This is a genomic window from Cupriavidus oxalaticus (assembly GCF_016894385.1).
Lineage (GTDB): Bacteria > Pseudomonadota > Gammaproteobacteria > Burkholderiales > Burkholderiaceae > Cupriavidus > Cupriavidus oxalaticus.
The window spans coordinates 2,867,103-2,885,430 of the sequence record NZ_CP069812.1 but is presented as its reverse complement, the minus strand read 5'-3'; the positions used below and the strand labels follow the sequence as shown (position 1 = coordinate 2,885,430).

18 protein-coding genes are annotated in these 18,328 nt (G+C 65.6%); 11 read left to right on the top strand and 7 right to left on the bottom strand.

Annotated elements, in window-relative coordinates:
• Nucleotides 1-330: 330 nt before the first annotated feature.
• The 3 genes from JTE92_RS30820 (at nt 331) to JTE92_RS25765 (ending at nt 1,395) form a co-directional block, all read left to right on the top strand.
• Nucleotides 331-648 carry a hypothetical protein gene (locus tag JTE92_RS30820; protein ID WP_371136933.1) on the top strand — a complete coding sequence of 106 codons (318 nt, stop codon included), beginning with the start codon at nt 331-333 and terminating at the stop codon, nt 646-648.
• 145 nt (nt 649-793) lie between these two features.
• Complete coding sequence (locus JTE92_RS25770) at nt 794-1,207, top strand: hypothetical protein (protein WP_063240520.1); 414 nt, start codon at nt 794-796, stop codon at nt 1,205-1,207.
• Nucleotides 1,207-1,395: a hypothetical protein gene (locus tag JTE92_RS25765; RefSeq protein WP_063240519.1), complete on the top strand. Its 189-nt coding sequence runs from the start codon at nt 1,207-1,209 to the stop codon at nt 1,393-1,395. Before JTE92_RS25770 ends, JTE92_RS25765 begins: the two co-directional genes overlap by 1 nt.
• Before the next feature lie 447 nt (nt 1,396-1,842).
• On the opposite strand, the gene JTE92_RS25760 is transcribed toward JTE92_RS25765, so the two are convergent.
• Nucleotides 1,843-2,862, bottom strand: coding sequence for a toll/interleukin-1 receptor domain-containing protein (locus tag JTE92_RS25760; protein WP_198065748.1), 1,020 nt, complete (start codon nt 2,860-2,862; stop codon nt 1,843-1,845).
• A gap of 361 nt (nt 2,863-3,223) precedes the next feature.
• Between JTE92_RS25760 and JTE92_RS25755 the strand changes: the two genes are divergently transcribed.
• Nucleotides 3,224-3,898, top strand: coding sequence for a hypothetical protein (locus tag JTE92_RS25755; RefSeq protein WP_147318577.1), 675 nt, complete (start codon nt 3,224-3,226; stop codon nt 3,896-3,898).
• Nucleotides 3,895-4,371, top strand: coding sequence for a hypothetical protein (locus tag JTE92_RS25750; RefSeq protein ID WP_147318576.1), 477 nt, complete (start codon nt 3,895-3,897; stop codon nt 4,369-4,371). Before JTE92_RS25755 ends, JTE92_RS25750 begins: the two co-directional genes overlap by 4 nt.
• A gap of 300 nt (nt 4,372-4,671) precedes the next feature.
• On the opposite strand, the gene JTE92_RS25745 is transcribed toward JTE92_RS25750, so the two are convergent.
• Nucleotides 4,672-5,691 (bottom strand): LysR family transcriptional regulator, encoded by a 1,020-nt coding sequence (locus JTE92_RS25745; RefSeq protein WP_116386810.1) that lies wholly within the window; start codon nt 5,689-5,691, stop codon nt 4,672-4,674.
• An 89-nt stretch (nt 5,692-5,780) separates the two neighbouring features.
• On the opposite strand from JTE92_RS25745, the gene JTE92_RS25740 reads away from it, so the two are divergent.
• From JTE92_RS25740 to JTE92_RS25730, 3 genes are all read left to right on the top strand, one after another.
• Entirely contained in the window at nt 5,781-6,794 is a 1,014-nt protein-coding gene (locus tag JTE92_RS25740) for a Bug family tripartite tricarboxylate transporter substrate binding protein (protein ID WP_063240516.1), read from the top strand.
• Nucleotides 6,795-6,802: 8 nt separating this feature from the next.
• Entirely contained in the window at nt 6,803-7,936 is a 1,134-nt protein-coding gene (locus JTE92_RS25735; protein WP_063240515.1) for a CoA transferase, read from the top strand.
• Between the two features lie 71 nt (nt 7,937-8,007).
• Entirely contained in the window at nt 8,008-8,385 is a 378-nt protein-coding gene (locus JTE92_RS25730) for a DUF5594 family protein (protein WP_063240514.1), read from the top strand.
• Nucleotides 8,386-8,407: 22 nt separating this feature from the next.
• Here JTE92_RS25730 and JTE92_RS25725 read toward each other — a convergent pair whose 3' ends face one another.
• Together JTE92_RS25725 and JTE92_RS25720 are read right to left on the bottom strand one after the other, a co-directional pair.
• A complete protein-coding gene (locus JTE92_RS25725) occupies nt 8,408-9,310 on the bottom strand; it encodes an aldose epimerase family protein (protein ID WP_063240513.1) in 903 nt (300 codons plus the stop codon).
• Between the two features lie 100 nt (nt 9,311-9,410).
• Nucleotides 9,411-10,625: a polyhydroxyalkanoate depolymerase gene (locus JTE92_RS25720; protein WP_063240512.1), complete on the bottom strand. Its 1,215-nt coding sequence runs from the start codon at nt 10,623-10,625 to the stop codon at nt 9,411-9,413.
• 91 nt (nt 10,626-10,716) lie between these two features.
• On the opposite strand from JTE92_RS25720, the gene JTE92_RS25715 reads away from it, so the two are divergent.
• Complete coding sequence (locus JTE92_RS25715) at nt 10,717-10,857, top strand: hypothetical protein (RefSeq protein WP_157096929.1); 141 nt, start codon at nt 10,717-10,719, stop codon at nt 10,855-10,857.
• A 9-nt stretch (nt 10,858-10,866) separates the two neighbouring features.
• Complete coding sequence (locus JTE92_RS25710; protein ID WP_029045441.1) at nt 10,867-11,520, top strand: glutathione S-transferase family protein; 654 nt, start codon at nt 10,867-10,869, stop codon at nt 11,518-11,520.
• 15 nt (nt 11,521-11,535) lie between these two features.
• Here the strand turns inward: JTE92_RS25710 and JTE92_RS25705 are convergent, their stop codons facing one another.
• Both JTE92_RS25705 and ubiD read right to left on the bottom strand, forming a co-directional pair.
• Nucleotides 11,536-13,560 carry an acetoacetate--CoA ligase gene (locus tag JTE92_RS25705; RefSeq protein WP_063240511.1) on the bottom strand — a complete coding sequence of 675 codons (2,025 nt, stop codon included), beginning with the start codon at nt 13,558-13,560 and terminating at the stop codon, nt 11,536-11,538.
• A gap of 120 nt (nt 13,561-13,680) precedes the next feature.
• On the bottom strand, nt 13,681-15,210 hold the full coding sequence (ubiD, locus tag JTE92_RS25700) for a 4-hydroxy-3-polyprenylbenzoate decarboxylase (protein WP_063240563.1): 1,530 nt from the start codon (nt 15,208-15,210) through the stop codon (nt 13,681-13,683).
• Between the two features lie 669 nt (nt 15,211-15,879).
• Here ubiD and JTE92_RS25695 point away from each other — a divergent pair.
• A complete protein-coding gene (locus JTE92_RS25695) occupies nt 15,880-16,956 on the top strand; it encodes a lytic transglycosylase domain-containing protein (protein ID WP_063240510.1) in 1,077 nt (358 codons plus the stop codon).
• 74 nt (nt 16,957-17,030) lie between these two features.
• Here JTE92_RS25695 and JTE92_RS25690 read toward each other — a convergent pair whose 3' ends face one another.
• Complete coding sequence (locus JTE92_RS25690) at nt 17,031-18,212, bottom strand: pyridoxal phosphate-dependent aminotransferase (RefSeq protein WP_063240509.1); 1,182 nt, start codon at nt 18,210-18,212, stop codon at nt 17,031-17,033.
• Nucleotides 18,213-18,328 lie beyond the last annotated feature (116 nt).

Here is an 18,328-nt window from a genome sequence, read left to right as displayed (position 1 = left end):
CCGGGCTGTTCCCGTCGCCGGGCTATTTAAGCTAATGGTGTGGCTTAAAAATCCATTAAAAACAATAGGTTAGAGCGCGTATGCGTCGCGGTGACGTGAAAACTATCACTGTTGCCCCGTGAACCCTATGCCGGAACAGGAAAAAGTGCTGAACCCTGCTCCTGTTGTCTGTCCCGAAGGTTCGCCGGACAGTGGGGGCTCCAAACATCAGGAGCCCCGATCATGACCAATTCCAAGGCAGTCGGAACCCCGAACGCTAAAGACGCCAGCGCTGACAAGGCAACTGTTGGACAGGAGAAGCCGCCAGCGGCTGTTGTGACGGCTGGCGCTATTGCCCCGAAGCCGGACGCGGTGAACCCCGTGACTCCGAAGCAGGAAGATCAGAAGCTTGAGGTCAAGAAGGAGGGCAGCAGCCCGAACGCGGAGTGGCTGCAGATGGTTGCTGCCAAGCAGGAGAAGGAGGCATCTGCAGCGCCGACCAAGATGGTGGTGGCTACGGAAATCTACAAGCGGATGATTGGTGTAAAGGGCGTTACCCGCAAGGACATCATTCAGAGGTTCATCGAGGAGGTGAAGCTGACGAAGGCGGGGGCGAGCACGTACTATCAACTGATCAAAGCAAAGGAGGAGTTTCCGCCGAAGAAATGAGGACCTGCGACGCAAAAGCGCCAAATGACTCAATGGCCTAGCGTCGGCACAACGACCGACCAGGCGCGTGACCACGGCGAGGTTGCCTCACGACGTAATCACGCGATGCCCTTCCGCTCGGTCACACCAAGAAAGGAGAGCATCGATGCCCCAGCAAATCGAGCACATCGACGCTATCGCCCGCAGGGAGGGGCGCGGTGTCCTGTACCTGACGTTCTACGAGGACCAGGCCGGCGCGCGCGTGTCGGAGCGCTGGCAGGATAACCCGTCGCGCCAGGCCGTCATCGACTGGCTGATGGCCAACGGCTACGCCTGGAGCGCGTGCGGCGAGATTGCCAAGGACAACGCGATGGCGAGCTACCGAGGCTCGATCTACATCGCGACGCCGTTCGATCGGGAGTTGCCGGCCTACCGCAAGCTGCAAAACTTCCTCGAGCACGACGACGGAACGCTGCGGCTTCCCAAGATGCGCTTCTGGGCGCTGCAACTCAGCGTGGCTACGAGAAATGCCCACCACGACGAACCCGGCTATTGGGAGCGCTGGGCGGAGAACTTCTGATGACGACCGACAAGGGGGACGACGCCAACGAAGAGTTCGGGGTGTCGCATGAGCTGGCTCAGAAAATTCTGGAACAGGAGCGCAATGGAGAGTGGTCGGAGCCGATGACGCCGGAGGAATTGCTGCGTAAGTATGGCTTCATCGAGCCGCCGGCGCGGCCCGATGAAGGATCCGCCAGCGGCAGTTAGAAAGGCTACGTACCCGATGGATAGTAAGTGTTTCCGGTAAGCGAATTTCACCGTGGCGTGTCAGAGCAGGGTTGCAACAGATGCCGGAAGTGGTCGCCTTACAGATTAAGGCGAAGCTTGGCATCCTGCGGTTCCGATATCGAGGTGGCGACGATATAACTGCAGGTATCGTGGCGATGTCCGCTGCTCTTTCTTCCCGAACATGCGAATGCTGCGGGCAGCCGGGGCGATTGCTGAACGGACGCGCTAGCTGCGAGCGGCACCAAGAGTCCGCTGAATCGGCAGGGTCCGGTGGTGAGAGTGCGGCATGTTGAAGTGGGCTCGCAGGTGAGGGTCGCCACAGGTATCAAACACCCGAGTGCGACTCCGTCGCGTTTCATCGGTACCCGCTTACCGCTTGTGACAGGGAGGAGTGGCTCCGCTGCCGATTGCGAACCTGCGCAGTTGCTACGGCTGTAGCGGGCGAATAAAGATGCTCCACAGGTATTCGGCCGCACCCTCTGGCGTCAGTAACGCCTCGGAATGAGCGCCGTAAAAAGCCATCCCGAGAGGACGAAATCCCATGGTGTAACCGTCATCAGTAAGGGAGATGGTCTCGTTGAAGCTGTTGGGCGTGACGCCGCCAAAGCTGAAGCCAATATCGCCGCCCATGATGCTGCTGGTGCCCAGCCATACGCCGCAGTGGCACTCGCGTTTGCCTTCGACGTAGATCGAGGCCTCAAACGCCTGTGTCGTTGTGCGCTCGAAATGGATATCGATGTCAGGGTTGCGCTCCTTCAACTCCGCCAAGGACGTTTCGAAATAGCCCGAGACGGACTGATATCCGTCCCTTCGCGCCTGGTCGCGGTCACGATCTGTGAAATGGCGCCGGATTCGTAGATTGCTGGAGCGCGGCGCATGAGCAGTAGCCATATCCGTTTGCGTCGCAGTGGGTATCACCGTTGTCGTAAGGGCCGCTGGTGCACCACCAGTAGCGGGCGCCCTTTCAGCTATCGTTGCAATGGCGCGCTTAATGGCTTCTGCCACCTGGTAAAACGCGTCATCCCAACTGGGGAAATGCGTAACCGGCTTTCCGTCGATAGTGGCGGCCAGTAACTTCCCAAAGGGCAGTGCGTGCCAGTGACACGGACGGAGGATCACTGGAATAACCACTGCCTCGCCCCGCTGGTGACGTTCGAGCGCACGCGTCATCTCGATGTTGTAGCAATACTCGGACGCGATAAAATCCGGGCTGATTAACAAGAGGATTACGTCCGCAGCCTCAAAATGAGAATCAATCTCAGCGGCGAAATCCTGGCCCGCTATGATGCGGCGATCATGCCACGTCTGAATCAATCCCAGGCGCTGGAGCCCGGACAGGTGCTTTTCTAATTCATTGCGCAGCCCCTCGTCTGCGTGCGCGTATGAGAAAACCAATGTGGTCACCCGAATCTCCTCGTGGAATCGTGATTCCGTATTGTCGCGCATTTGCCACTTGCGCGCGCGTCGTTCCGGGCATGAGGGACCGCTGCCGCGCGTTGCTTTCCGATTCGCAAGAGCCTTGCAAACAGGGGGTTGCACGAAACTGCCTCATGATGCACTCTGTTGGTCTTGGAGAACTGGGGTTAAAGAAAGCATGGAAAGACGAGGGCGTTATTATCTCGGCAGAGTAATTAAGCAGGGCACTCTCGATCAGGTTCGCCTAATGAATGCGATAGTGAATGCGGGCACGATAATGGTTGGAAAGTCAAGGTGGACTATTACCAGTGTCGTGGACCGACGGACGGAAAGATTGCCATTTGTTTTCGGTCGGTTGTCAAAGTATTCTGACGAAGGGCACGTGACTGTCGTGGATACCTCCACGAGATCAGAGGTCGAGGCGATTGCGCCGAATCTTCTTATTGCCAGCGCTAATTTTGTTTATCTTCCCGAATATTCCGGCATCGCTTATATGCACGTATGGAATCACATCGAGGCGGATACATTCAGTAGGCGCTTTAAGGAAGTAATCGAGGCGACGTATGACAATTTCTTTGTGGGTTGCTCTATAGAGGCTGTGTCAGATTATCGCGCCTTTGGGGTGAAGTTACAATCTCTCGATCGGATTCGGGAAATATCGGCGCGCGTCCATCCCCCTAATCCACTGTTTGGGCGACTGTGGGGATCATTGAATCGTTACATAGAAGAACGGAATGCCTCGGAAGTAACGGTCAAAGAGTCACAGGAGGGCGTAAAGGGTCTTGCTACCAATATCGCGAAACTGGTATCGAAGATTCTTGAGGATCATACATATGAGCCCGACAGGGAAGTTGCCATTGGCGATGCGGCCATTCTGATGGCAGCGGACGGTTACGGATCCGGGCGTGTGGTTGGGGATCAGTATGGTGAGGAGGTTGTCATCAGAACTTCTGATACGCAAAAGGCCTTCTTGTTTTCAAAGGAGCCTGTACCTGATGATTTGGCCGCGGAGGCGGAGAAACACTTTCGCAGAACAAGTGTGGAAAGAGATATGAGGCATCCATGAAGCGAGTGGCCGAATTTTTGAGATTTTTCTTTGTGGGCCCGGAAATGCTTGTTGTGGTTATTGGCGTTTTACTGAGGGCTACCTTTTCGGACCAAGTTTCGCACCTCATAAGTGGGATACGGATATCTGATGATCAGCTTAAGTGGGTCATCGCGGTTCCGGCAGCGTTGTTTGTTTGGTCATTGACCGCTGGGCGGAAGCTACTCTTTCCTGAAAAAGACAAGGAGGGCATACTTCAGCAATGGCCGGATTACTGGAGGCTGCGGCTTGGCTTTCACGTTGCCTTGCTTTGGGGTTTTATATTTCTATCAATATCCATGGCGGCGTGGGCGGGGGATTGGAAAAATCCCTCGGTAACAGATGCCATATTGCTTGCTGTCTCGATCACCGGCTCTGGGCTTTGTGCGCTCAGCATCTATAATGCGCAGACACAAGCGGAAGAGGCAGTTTCTCGATACAAGGCTCGGCGCTAACAGTCGCGTCGATGTGCACCGTAATTCCACCCCCTATATCAATGGCTTTTCCTGATGCTGAGTGGGGGCGGAACTGGCATCGCGCGAAAACGCGCAGATTCGGTGGGGATAATGAACATCCGCGAAAACTCGCGTGTGTAACCCGCATGAACAGTGGGTTTGGTCAAGCCGTTGCGGCTTGGGAAGCTAAGGTAATGGCCATTATACGACGCCCGCGGAGCCGTGATTCTATGCGGGATCGGCAAGGGAGTGCAAGCCGGGCGGCATGCTGGGCCATTGTGGGGGTGTCTTTTATGCCACTCATCCCCCGCTGGGCGGGGCAGGGCGTGAGCGGCCGGCACGTTGCACCGGCTTGCGTGCCGGCGGTGCGGGTTCGATCCCGGCGACCGTCTCCAGCGCCTGCCGCAGCGCGGCCACGGCGGGCGGACTCTCAGACTCCGCCGGGGTAATGAAGACTAGGCGGCCCGACGCAAACGGCGTGCGCAGCCGCACTTCCCGCACCATCGACATCGCCACATAGGGCGCCAGCGCGCTTGCCGGCGCCACCGTAAGAAAGCCGCCAGCGGCGGTCATGGCCAGGTTGCTGTGGAAGGAGGCCGATTCGATATGCGGCGTCGGCGGCAATTGCCCGGCATTGAGGAAGGGTTGCTCGAACACGTCGCGGGTGTGGGTGCCGCGCGGCGGCAGGATCCACGGACCGGCGTGCAGGTCGGCCAGCTTGGTATCGCGGCGCCGGGCCAGCACGTGGTCGGGTGCGCAGGCGACGGCCAGGTATTCATCCCGCAGCGGCGTGATGTGCAGCCGCGCCTGGAACTGGGTGACCTCTTCCTTCTGCAGCCGCCCGATCACGCAGTCCAGTTCCCCGTTGCCGAGCAGCGCGGTCAGGCCGCCCACGGTTTGTTCGCGCACGGCCAGCCGCGGGAGCGTGCCCTGGTTGCGCAGCAGCGCGACCACTTTCGGCAGGACCTCGACGCCCACCAGCGGCAGCATGCCCAGCCGCACCAGCGGCACTTCAGGGTTGGCCTGCAGCGCCTCGCCGGCGGCATCGATCGCGCCCAGCACGACGCGCAGCCGCTCCAGTGCGCGTTCGCCGGCCGCCGTCAGGCGCCCGCCGCGCGTGGTGCGTTCGATCAGCCGGCAGCCGAAGGCCTGCTCCAGTTCCTGCAGCATCTTGGTGACGGCGGGCTGGCTGATGTGCAGCGCCTCGCCTGCCGCGGTCAGCGAGCCGCTGCGGGCGACGAGGTCGAGCAGCCGCAGGTGACGGATGCGCAGCCGGTCGATGCGGTTTGGCGACGCGGGTGCGGAAGGCGCTTTGCTCATAACGAATCGTGATGACTCCATCAAAACTGGATAATTGTTTCGAATGATGCCGGGCCGGACAATCGGGTCAAACCAGTGAGGAGACCGCGATGCAAACCAATCCCGGCGGGCGCAGCCCCATGCGACGCCTGCTGCTGAAGTCGATGCTGGCCCTGCCGGCCGCCGGCGCGCTGGGCCTGCCCGGGGCGAGCCGCGCGGCGCAGCCGTATCCCAGCCGGCCGATACGGCTGGTGGTGCCCTACGCGGCCGGCGGCGGTCCCGACATCCAGACCCGCAAGCTGGCCGAGGTGCTGGCGCAACAACTCGGCCAGCCGGTCGTGGTCGAGAACAAGGTCGGTGCCGGCGGCATCCTTGCGGCCGAGTTCGTCGCGCAGCAGCCTGCCGATGGCTACACGCTGATGCTCGGCGCTTCCACCCACGTCACGCAGAAGCTGTTGCAGCCGGGCGCGAAATTCGATCCCTCGGCATTCACCCACATCATCCGCGTCGGCGTCAGCCCGGCGGTGCTGGTGGTCGGCGCCGGCTCGCCGTATCGGACCGTGGCCGACCTCGTTGCGGCGGCCCGGCGGGCGCCCGGCGCACTGAACTACGCTTCCGGCGGGATAGGTTCGGCGGCGCATGTGTCGGGCGCGGCGTTTGCCGCGGCCGCGGGGATCGACGTGGTGCACGTGCCGTACAAAGGCTCGGTGGAGATCGTGCCGTCGCTGCTCAAAGGGGATACGCAGTTCGGCTTCCCCGTGGCGACGACGGCGCTGCCGCAGCTTGCCGCCGGCAAGGTCCGCGCGCTGGCGGTGACGTCGGCCAGCCGCGCCGCAGTTCTCCCGCAGGTGCCGACGCTGAACGAGGCGCTCGGGCGCAAGGATCTCGACCTCGATGCGTGGAGTGGCGTGTGGGCGCCGCCCAGCCTGCCGGCGCCGATCGTGGCGCAGTTGCACGCGGCGATCCTGAAGGCGCTGGCCGATCCCGGCCTGCGCCGGCTCTACACCGAGATGGGCGCGGCGCTCGCGCCGACGCCGACGCCCGAGGCGTTCTCGCGGGTGGTCGCCGACGAGACCGCGCGCATGCGCCGCGTCATCGACAAGAACCGCATCACCCTCGAATAAGGCCCGCCATGACGCTTACCCAACATACCGCCTTTGTGCCGCTGTCCGGCATCAGCGTGCTCGACTTCTCGCACGTGATTGCCGGGCCGTTCGCCACGTTCCTGCTGTCACAGCTGGGCGCGCAGGTCACCAAGGTCGAACACGCCGGCGGCGGCGACGTGATGCGCCGCGCGGGACGAGGCCATGCCGCCTTTGTCGCGCTCAATGCCGGCAAGTCGTCGCTGGCGCTGGATCTTTCGGAAGAGGCCGCGCGCGAGCACGCGCTGGCGCTGGCCAGCCGCTGCGATGTCTTTGTCGACAACCTGCGGCCGGGCGTGCTTGAGCGCTTCGGCCTGGGCTACGAGGCGGTGCGCGCGCGCAATCCACGCGTGGTCTATTGCAGCATCTCCGGGTTTGGCCGCGGCGCGCCGGACTGGCACGGCCGGCCGGCGTACGACCACGTGGTGCAGGCCGCCACCGGCATGGCGTGGATGGGCGGCAGCGAAGGCGATCCGCCGCTGAAGACGGGCTTCCCCGTGATCGATTCGGCCACCGGCATGCTGGCGGCCTTTGCGATCCTGGCGGGCGTGCGCGAGAGCGAGCGCAGCGGGCACGGCATGCTGCTCGATGTGTCGATGGCAACCGCCGGCATGCAGCTGATGTACCCGATGACCTGCGATGCCATGACCACCGGTGCGGTGCCGGTCCGGCAAGGCAACCAGGGCTACTCGGGCAGCCCGTCTGCGGATTTCTTTCGCACGCAGGACGGCTGGCTTGCCATCGGCGCCAACACGCCGAGGCAGTTGCTGGCGCTGCTGGATGCGCTCGGCCTGGGCGAACTTGCGCGGGATCCGGCGCTTTTTGACACACCGCTAGATGCCGGCGCCTTGCCTGCCTTCGTGCGCTCGCGTGACCCGGCCGCACTGAAGCAGGCGATTGCGCGGGCCGTGGCCGGCAGCACGGCGGCGGAACTGGAAACGCGGCTCAGCGCGGGCGGCATCCCCGCGGCCCGGCTGCGCAACATCGCCGAGTTTGCGGCGGAGTCGATGGCGAATGGCAGCCTGCGGGCCGTGAACCTGGAGGAGGGGGAGACCGGGGTACTGTCGCCGGGGCTGGGCTTCCAGGTGTACCGGTCGTCCGCTGGCGCGCGCGGCGGCGTATAGTGGCTGGCAGCGCCGGCGCGCCATATCGGGCAACCGGCGCCTTCGACTCGCAACGTCAGGACGCCCCCACCTTGACCACGGACTTCTACGCCCGCTTTGAAGCGGAATGCCTGCCCCGCATCGCCGATGCCATCGGCAGGCAGCTCCGGCGCGTGCAGTTGCATGCCTTGCCCGCCGAGGCCCCGAACCACCCGCCACGCCTGCGCATGACGGGCGACGGGCCGGCGGAATTAAGGCGCCATGCGCATCCGCTCGACGTCACGCTGGCGTGGGATGGACTGGAAGTGCAGCGCCTGTTTGCCGCCGGTGGCGAGGCGCGTTTCGCCGGCTATCTGGCGGCGCTGCCCGGCAAGCTGCGCGCATGGCAGGAGCCGCGCGGCATCGATTTTGGCTCGTTGTCGCAGGCGGATCCGGCCATCCTGATCGGCGGGCTGGACTTCGAGCACTGAGGCGCCGCCCGCCCGACTTGGCTCAGGCCGTCACGCGCAGCCGGCACACGGCGCTTTCCGACTGGCCCGGCGCTAGCCGGCGCAACCCCTGGCCGTGGTGGATCGCATCGGGCAATCCCACCCACGGTTCCACGCAATAGAAATCAGACTGTTCGCTTTCGGACCACGTGGTAACGGCGTGCCAATGCACGCTGCCGGCAACGTCGAGTTCGAAGGCGATGGCGCGCACCGGCGTCGACAGCATGGCGCCGGCAGCGTCGTGGAAGACGTGGTAGGTGTCCTGCAGGCGCGGGTCGTCTAGATGGTAGGCAGGCTCGCCCGCTTCGGCCGGACCGGGCGCGCCGTCGGGCAACTGGCGCACGCGATCGGCGGGCGGCAAGGCCAGCGTCGACGCGGCACGCTGCGCGTGCGGCAGCGCAAAGTAGAAGTGGTGGCCGGGGTAGCAGGGCAGCGGCTGGTCCCCGGTGTTGGTGGTGCGCAGCGTCACCTCCAGCCCGTCGGGCAACAGTGCGTACACCGCGTCGAACACGAAGGCATAGGGGTAGCCCGGCCGCGTCTGCGCGCTGTCGCGCAGCGTCATGGTGATCGACCGGGCTGAATCGATCGTGCTGACCTCGAACGGCAGGTCGCGCGCAAAGCCATGCTGCGCCAGCGTGTGCACGGTGCCTTGCCGGTCGCGCCACTGCCCGGCGACGCCATCCACGAAGTGCCGGCCGATAAACGGAAACAGCAGCGGATTACCGCCGCGGACCTTGGCCGGGCGGGTCCAGTCAGCGTTGTCGGGCCAGTAGAGAATGTCCTCGCCTTGGTGCACCCAGCGCACCAGGCGCCCGCCGTATTGCGGGGCGAGCAGCAGGAAGTTGTCGGCAGCGCCGATCCGGACCAGCGTCTGGCCCTGGAAGTCTTGTGTCTGGAGCAATGGCATGGTGGTCCTGGGCGCCGCACCCGGCGCGAGCAGCCGCCATGATAAGCCAGTGCAATGCCCAGAGCGCGACCGGGCGGACGGCTCGGAAGGCTCGGAAGGCTCAGCTGCTCGTGTAGATGGTATTGCGCACCAGCGGGTACACCTGCGTTTCCCAGCGCTTGCCGTTGAATACGCCGTAGTGGCCGACCCCGGTTTGCACGTGATGCATGCGCATGTACGGCCGCAGGCTCTGGCAGAGGTCCTGCGCGGCCACGGTCTGGCCGATGGCGCAGATGTCGTCGCGCTCGCCCTCGACCGTGAGCAGCGCGGTGCGGCGGATGGCGCGCGTGCACACGCGGCGTCCGGCGACGTCGAGCAGCCCCTGCGCCAGCAGGAAGCGCTGGAACACCAGGCTGACGGTTTCCAGGTAGAACTCCGCCGTCAGGTCCATGGTGGCGAAGTATTCGACATAGAAGTCGCGGATGGCGTCGGCCTTGTCGTGCTCGCCGCGCTCGCGATGAGCGTAGAGTTCGCGCAGCGCCTGCTCATGGCGCTCCAGGTTCATGCTCATGAACGCCAGCAACTGCACATGGCCAGGGTAGACGCGCCGCATGCCGCCGGCAAAGCGCAGCGGCACCATGCCGATCAGCGTGCGCTCGAACCAGTCGATCGGCTGGCTGGTGGCCAGTTCGTTGACCTTGGTGGGGTTGACGCGCGCGTCGATCGGGCCGGCCATCAGCGTCAGGCTGGGCGGCTGGGCGGGATCGCCGTCCTCGGCCATGATGGCCGCCGCCGCCAGTGCGGCCACGGTGGGCTGGCACACCGCCACCACGTGCGTGCCGCCGCCGAGCGCCTGCAGGAAGTGGATCAGGTGCTGCACGAATTCATCGAAGCCGAAGCGCCCGGCCATCAGCGGGATATCGCGCGGATTGTGCCAGTCGGTGATATAGACGTCGTGGTCGGCCAGCATGGTCTGCGCGGTGCCGCGCAGCAGCGTGGCAAAGTGGCCGGACATCGGCGCCACCAGCAGCACGCGCGGCTGGCCGCCGATGCCGTGGCGGCGGAAGTGCAGCAGCGAGCAGAACGGCGTGCGCAGCACCACTTCCTCGTTGACCGGCACCGGCTGGCCGGCGACCATCGCGCTGTCGATGCCGAAGGCCGGGCGATGGTGCGTCAGGCGCCCGAGCGCAACGATCTCGCAGGCGGCGCGCAGCGTGCGTACGGCATCGAAACCGCCCGCCCTGGGATGGGCGGCCAGTGTTGCCGCGGCCAGTTCCGCCAGCGTACATGCCGGCAGTATGATGTCCGCGTAAGTCTGGTACGCGCAGTACAGCATGGCTGGGCCCCCGTGGTTCTGGTGTCCCCATGCCGCAATATATATGCCATTGGCGCGCGCCTGGCATGCGCTTTGCGCGGTGCCACGCGCAATGCAGCGATCCCTGCGCAAAGTTGTGCAGGCTGCGCCCGCCGCACCGGCGGGGCATCGCCTGATGATGTGTGCCGGGGCGCAGGCATCAGGCTGGTGCCGCACGGTGCCGCACCAGCGCACCATCCTGGTGCGCCGCTAAGGAGGCGTGATGAGCAAGACCACACTCACCATCAGCAGCAAGACCTATTCGTCGTGGTCGCTGCGCGGCTGGCTGCTGGCGCGCTTTGCCGGCCTGGAGTTCGAGGAAGTGCTGATCCCGCCGGACGACGCCGCCGCGCGCGCCGAAATCCTGCTGCTGTCGCCGTCGATCCTGGTGCCCTGCCTGCGCCACCAGGGCGTGACGGTGTGGGACACGCTCGCCATCGCCGAATACCTGAACGAGATCCGTCCCAAGGCCGGGCTGCTGCCCGAGGACCGCGCCGCGCGCGCGCATTGCCGCGCCATCTGCGGCGAGATGCACTCCGGGTTTGCGGCGATGCGCTCGGCGCTGCCGATGAACCTGAAGGGAAATTTCCCGGGGATGAAGGTGTGGTCGCGCGCGCAGGCGGACATCGACCGCATCACCGCTATCTGGACCGAGTGCCTGACGCGCTACGGCGGGCCTTACCTGTTTGGCCAGCGCACCATGGCAGACGCCATGTACGCGCCGGTGGTGACGCGCTTTGTCACCTACGGCGTGATGCTCGACCCCGAGCCTGTCGCCTACTGCAAGCAGATCCTGGCGATGCCGGAACTGCAGGAATGGATCGCGGCGGCGCGCGCGGAACCCGACGAGATCAGCGAACTGGACGTCGAGTTCTAGCGGCCGCCGCCGCGCCTATGCCGTGGCCGACTCGGCTTGCCGCGCCTTGAGGAATCGCGCTGCGTAGTCGAAGTACCAGTCGAGCGTATCCGGGTTGGCCATGGCATCGCGGTTGGCGATGCCGGCGGGCGCATGGCCGAGCAGCAGCTTCTTGATCGGCACTTCCATCTTCTTGCCCGACAGCGTGCGCGGCACGCCCGGCACCTGCACGATCTCGTTGGGCACGTGGCGCGACGACAGCGCCTCGCGGATGCGCGCGCGCAGGGTGTCGCGCAGGGCGTCGTCGAGCACCAGCCCTTCGCGCAGCACCACGAACAGCGGCATGTACGATTCCCGGCCCAGATATTCCAGGTCGACCACCATGCTGTCGAGCACTTCCGGCAGGTCTTCCACCACGCGGTACAGCTCGCTGGTGCCCATGCGGATGCCGTGGCGGTTGATGGTGGCGTCCGAGCGCCCGTAGATCACCGCGCCGCCGCGCTTTGTGATCCTGATCCAGTCGCCGTGCCGCCAGGCGCCGGGATAGGTGTCGAAATAGCTGTCGCGGTAGCGCTTGCCGCCGGCATCGCCCCACAAGTACAGCGGCATCGACGGCATCGGCTCGGTGCAGACCAGCTCGCCGACCTGGTCGACCAGCGGCTGGCCGTTGTCGTCGAACGCTTCCACCCTGGCGCCGAGGCAGCGGCACTGCATCTCGCCCGAATAGACCGGCAGCAGCGGGCAACCCGCCACGAACGACCCGGCAAAGTCGGTGCCGCCCGACATCGGCACCAGCCAGATGTCTTCGCGCACATGGCGGTAGATCCAGTCGTAGGCCTCGACCGGCAGCGGCGAGCCGGTCGAGCCCAGCGCGCGCAGCCGCGACAGGTCGGCGATGCGCGCGGGCTCGATGCCGGCCTTCATGCAGCTGGTGAAGAATGCCGCGCCGGCGCCGAACATGGTCACGCCCGCATCGTCGACAAAGCGCCACAGCACGCCGGCGTCGGGCCAGGCCGGGTTGCCGTCATAGAGCGCGATGGTGGTGCCGAGCAGCAAGCCGGCGACCTGCGCGTTCCACATGATCCAGCCGCTGCTGCTGTACCAGTGGAAGACGTCGTCCGGGCCGAGGTTGTTGTGGAACGCCATCAGCTTGAGCTGCTCGATGACGATGCCGCCGTGGCCATGCACGATCGGCTTGGGCATGCCGGTGGTGCCGGAGGAATAGACGATCCACAGCGGATGGTCGAAGGGCACCGGTTCGATCGCCAGCGGCACGTCGTGCGCGAGCACGTCAGGCCACGCGTGGGTGCGTACGCCGGAAAGCGCCGGTACGTTGGCGCCGATTTGCGGCACCAGCACGAGGTCGGTCAGCGAGGGCAGGGCGGCTACCAGGTCCGCCACTACCGGCCCGCGCTCGTAGGCCTTGCCGCCGTAGCGGTAGCCGTCGACGGCGATCAGCACCCTGGGCTCGATCTGGCGGAAGCGGTCGATCACCGCCACCTGGCCCATGTCGGGCGCGCAGCCGGACCAGACCGCGCCCAGGCTGGCGGTGGCCAGGAAGGCGACGATGGTGGCGGGGATATTGGGCAGGTAGCCGGCGACGCGGTCGCCACGCTGCACGCCCATCCGGCGCAGCGCATGCGCCAGCGAGGCGACCTGCGCTTCAAGCCCCGCCCAGCTCATTTCCGCCAGGGGTTGCGCCTCGCCCGCGTAGCGGATGGCGGTGCGCTCGCGGGCCGCGCCGGTGCCGGCGTGGCGGAACACCTGCTGCACGTAGTTCAGCGTGGCGCCCTCGAACCAGCGTGCGCCCGGCATGACGCGCCGGTCCAGCACCTGCGCCGCCGGCGTGTCGAAACGGACGTCAAAATAGGCGCGCACCGCGTCCCAGAAGGCTTCCAGCTCGGTGACCGACCACTGCCACAGGCTGTCGTAGTCATCGAAGGCGAGGCCGCGCTCGGCGCGCAGCCAGCGTATGAAGGCGGCGACCTGGCTGCCGTCGCGGAACGCCTCGGACGGCGTCCACATCAGGTTCCCTTCGGTCAAAGGGGCAGTGCTGCGCATGTCTCCTCCTTGGGCCCGTCTGTCGCGGGCATTGGATGGTGGGCGATGGGATCCCGGGCGCCTGTGGCGGCACCCCGGCATCAGCGTGACATGATAGCCGGGGATGGCGGCGATTGCCGGTCAGGTGCCCGCGGGGCGGTCGAACAGGCTTTCCCACATGGTGTCGACCCTGGCCTTGACCGTCGCGTCCATGGCGATCGGCGTTCCCCATTCGCGCGTGGTCTCGCCGGGCCACTTGTCGGTGGCGTCGATGCCCATCTTGGAGCCCAGGCCCGACACCGGCGAGGCGAAGTCCAGGTAGTCGATCGGCGTGTTGTCGACCAGCACCGTGTCGCGGCTGGGGTCGACGCGCGTGGTGATGGCCCAGATCACTTCCTTCCAGTCGCGCACGTCGACATCGTCATCGACCACCACGATGAACTTCGTATACATGAACTGGCGCAGGAAGCTCCAGACCCCGAACATCACGCGCTTGGCATGGCCGGCGTACTGCTTCTTCATCCGCACCAGCGCCATGCGGTAGCTGCAGCCTTCCGGCGGCAGGTAGAAGTCGGTGATTTCCGGGAACTGCTTCTGCAGCAGCGGCACGAACACCTCGTTCAGGGCCACGCCCAGCACGGCGGGCTCGTCGGGCGGCTTGCCGGTGTAGGTGGAGTGGTAGATCGGGTCGCGCCGCATGGTGATGCGGTCGATGGTGAACACCGGGAACCAGTCCTGCTCGTTGTAGTAGCCGGTGTGGTCGCCGAACGGGCCTTCCAGCGCATGCTGGTAGCCGGACGGGTGGTTCGGGTCCGGCTGGATATGGCCTTCCAGCACGATCTCGGCCGACGCCGGCACGCTCAGCTCGGACAGGGTCGGCGTCACGCAGCCGGCCAGCGCGGTGCGGCTGCCGCGCAGCAGGCCGGCGAACTGGTACTCCGACAGCGTATCGGGCACCGGCGTCACCGCGCCCAGGATGGTGGCGGGGTCGGCGCCCAGCGCCACCGCGATCGGGAACGGCTGGCCGGGGTTGGCCAGCGCATGCTCGCGGAAGTCGAGGGCGCCGCCGCGGTGCGCCAGCCAGCGCATGATGACCTGGTTGCGGCCGATCACCTGCTGGCGGTAGATGCCCAGGTTCTGGCGCTTCTTGTGCGGGCCCTTGGTGACGACCAGGCCCCAGGTGATCAGCGGCGCGGCGTCGCCGGGCCAGCAGGTCTGGATCGGCAGGCGCGCCAGGTCGACGTCGTTGCCTTCCCAGACCACCTCCTGGCAGGGCGGGCTGCTGACGCGCTTTGGTGCCATATCCCACACAGATTTGGCGAGCGTAAACAGCTTGCCGGCTTCGCGCAGTCCGCGCGGCGGCTCAGGTTCCTTCAGGGCTGACAGCACGCGGCCGATGTCGCGCAGGTCTTCCATCGATTCGGCGCCCATGCCGAGTGCGACCCTGTGTGTCGTGCCGAACAGATTGGCCAGTACCGGGACGCTATAGATACCGTCACCGGCCCCCGCGCCGGCGGGCCGCTCGAATAGCACGGCGGGGCCGCCGGCGCGCAGCAGCCGGTCGCAGACCTCGGTCATTTCCAGGATGGGCGAGACCGGGCGGGAGACGCGGCGAAGTTCGCCCATCTGCTCGAGCTGGCCGATAAAGTCGCGCAAGTCTTTGTATTGCATAGTGAATTCGGTTGTGGTGCGGGCCATGTCCGGCCCGCCCAAGGCAGCATCCAGGTCGGTGACGATACACATTCACCGGCGCCCCGGCAAAAAAATCAGCAAATCGGGGTGGGGGAAATTGTAAGTTTTTTGTTGTTGCAAGCGTGGCGTCAACGTCTGCGAGGCTAGGCCAGGACTACGTTTGCGGGCCCGCGAGTGATGCGTGCACGACAAGATAAGGCTTGTTACAAATAACCAAAAGTAGTGTGAATCGTTATTCTTATTCTTGACGAGGTATAACACCGTTCCTACAATCCGGTCTTGCTGATGGAGTGTTGCGTCGCAACATAGATTTCACCCTTGTGTCAAGGGGTGCACATAGAAAAAGTGCGGGGGATCGCACGATTCGCTCCAGTCAGATCAACAGACCGAGGTACCGGCCCGATGCAATGGCGGGCCGAGGCGGTTGCCTCCGGCAGGGAGCCGGAGCGTTTTACGGTTGTCGAGATTAGTCGTGGCAGGGTGGGCTCCCCCAGAGTCGACCCTGTTTCCAGTTGGGCGCATGGGGAGCGCCTGCCAACAGATGCTTGGCCGTCACTGCTGGACGGCGCGGCATCCTTACTTGAGTACGTTGAGATCGGGCGTATGCCGCAGTCTGGCATGCGAAGCGGGCAACGGATGGAGGTAAGCATGAGCGGTTGGAAAACCCTTCATCTTCCCGGCATCGGACGCGCCTTGCAGGTTCGCCTCCGCCAGCCGGTACCCGGAGTGAGACGGGCATTGCAGGTCCGTCTCGCGCATCCGGTCGCGGGCCGCGCCTTGCGCGGTGGCCGCACAACGCTGAAGTACGCGCTGAACAGCCTTGGCGTGGTGTCCGTGGCTTCGGCCGTGTCGCTGTCGGTAAGCCAGGAATGGCGCACCATGGCGGCCGCGCTGCTGGCCGGCGATGAGGCGCCCGCGGTGCTGGTCAATGCCGCCATGCCGTCGGAGCCTGCCGTGGCCGCCACGGACGTGGCCCGCCTCGCCGTGCCGGCAAGCACGGCGGACGTCGCCGCGGCCAAGCTGGCCTATGGCAAGACGGGCCTGCCGACCGTGTCCGGCGTGGACGAATGGGGCTCGGCAGTTGGCGCCAAGGTGCCATCGGTCGCGCACCTGGCCGAGCGGATCCCGGTCACGCGCGTGGCGGTGGACGCCCGCAATACCGCCACGCTCGGCACCGCACGCGAGCAGGCGGCCGTGGCCGACTACATCGCCCGCAAGTACCGCGTGGCGGCGCAGGCCACCGCGCAACTGGTCAAGGCAGCCTACCTGACCGGCCGCGAGGTCGGCATCGACCCACTGCTGATCCTGGGCGTGATCGCGATCGAGTCCAGCTTCAACCCGTACGCCGAGAGCGGCATGGGCGCGCAGGGCCTGATGCAGGTCATGACCAAGGTCCACCAGGACAAGTACGAGGCCGTGGGCGGCGTCGCCGCGGCGCTGAACCCGTACGCCAATATCAAGATCGGTGCGCTGGTGCTGAAGGACTGCATCGCCCGCGCCGGCTCGCTCGAGGGCGGCCTGAAGTACTACGTCGGCGCCACCACGGCGACCGATGGCGGCTACGGCGCCAAGGTGCTGGCCGAGCGTGCCCGCCTGCGCCAGCTGATCGGCGTGCGCGCGGCGCCGGCCGACAACGGCAAGGCGGGCGGCAACGGCAAGGCCCCGGCCGAGCATGTCGCACCGACCGAGAAGCTGGAAGCCAGCAACGGCTCGAACAACGCCTGAGGCTTGGCGTCCGGGTCTCAAAAGAAAAAGCACCCCGCGGGGTGCTTTTTCTTTGCCTGGCGCCCCTTGGCGCCTCAGCGGAACAGCCTGGCCAGCCGGGTCATCGCTTCCTCGATGTTCGCGCGCGAGGTCGCATACGAGATGCGGATGTAGTCGCTGGCGGTATGCGGCCCGAAATCCTGCCCCGGCACCATCACCACGCCCGCGTCGTGCAGCATCGCCTGGGTCAGCCGGTCGGCGTCGCCGGCGGCCGGGTGGTTGACGCCGCGGCAGTCGGCATAGACGTAGAAGGCGCCGTCCGGGCGCACCGGCACGCGCAGGCCCAGCGCCTCCAGCGCCGGCACGATCAGGTCGCGGCGGCGGCGGAACTCGGCCTTGCGTTCGTCGTAGATCGCCAGCGCCTCGGGGGTGAAGCAGGCGCGCGCCGCGTACTGTGCCACGGCGGAGGCGCAGATAAAGAGGTTCTGGGCGACCTTCTCGAAGGCCTCGACCAGCGCATCCGGCACCACCAGCCAGCCCAGCCGCCAGCCGGTCATGTTGAAGTACTTGGAGAAGCTGTTCACCGTGACCACGTTGTCGTCCAGGCTCAGCGCCGAGACCGGCGCCGCGTCGTACGACAGCCCCTGGTAGATCTCGTCGACGATGGCGAAGCCGTTGCGTGCGCGCACCGCCTGCAGGATGCGGCCGAGCTCGTCGGGCAGGATCGAGGTGCCGGTCGGGTTGGACGGCGTGGCCAGCAGCACGCCGCGGGTCTGCCCGCGCCAGTTGGCCTCGACCTGCGCGGCGGTGAGCTGGAAGCGCTCGGCCGGCCCGCTCGGGATCATGCGCGCCGCGCCGTCGAAGGCGGCGACGAAGTGGCGGTTGCACGGGTAGCTGGGATCGGGCATCAGCACCTCGGCGCCGATCTCGACCAGCACCGCGCACGCCAGCAGCAGCGCGCCGGAAGCTCCCGCCGTGACGATCACGCGGCGCGCCGGGAGGTCCAGGCCGTAGGCCGTCCTGTAATAGCCGGCAATGGCCTCGCGCAGCGGATGGATGCCCAGCGCGCCGGTGTATTGCGTGACACCGCGGCGCATCGCCGCCTCGGCCGCGCGCACCACCGGCTCGGCGGCGGTGAAGTCCGGCTCGCCGATGCCCATGTGCACGATATGGCGGCCGGCGCGCTCGAGTTCGGCGGCCTGCTTGGCCAGTTCCATCACGTGAAAGGCATTGATGTTGGCGACGCGGGCGGCGGTGGCAAGACGTTGCATGTCCATGGCGATGGGGAGAGGCGGGCGGGGCCCGTTCAGTAAAAAGAATACGTATAAACGAAAACACCCGCCGCGGCGGGTGTTTCGTCAGGCCTGGCCGGCTGTCGTGCCGGCCGGCGCGG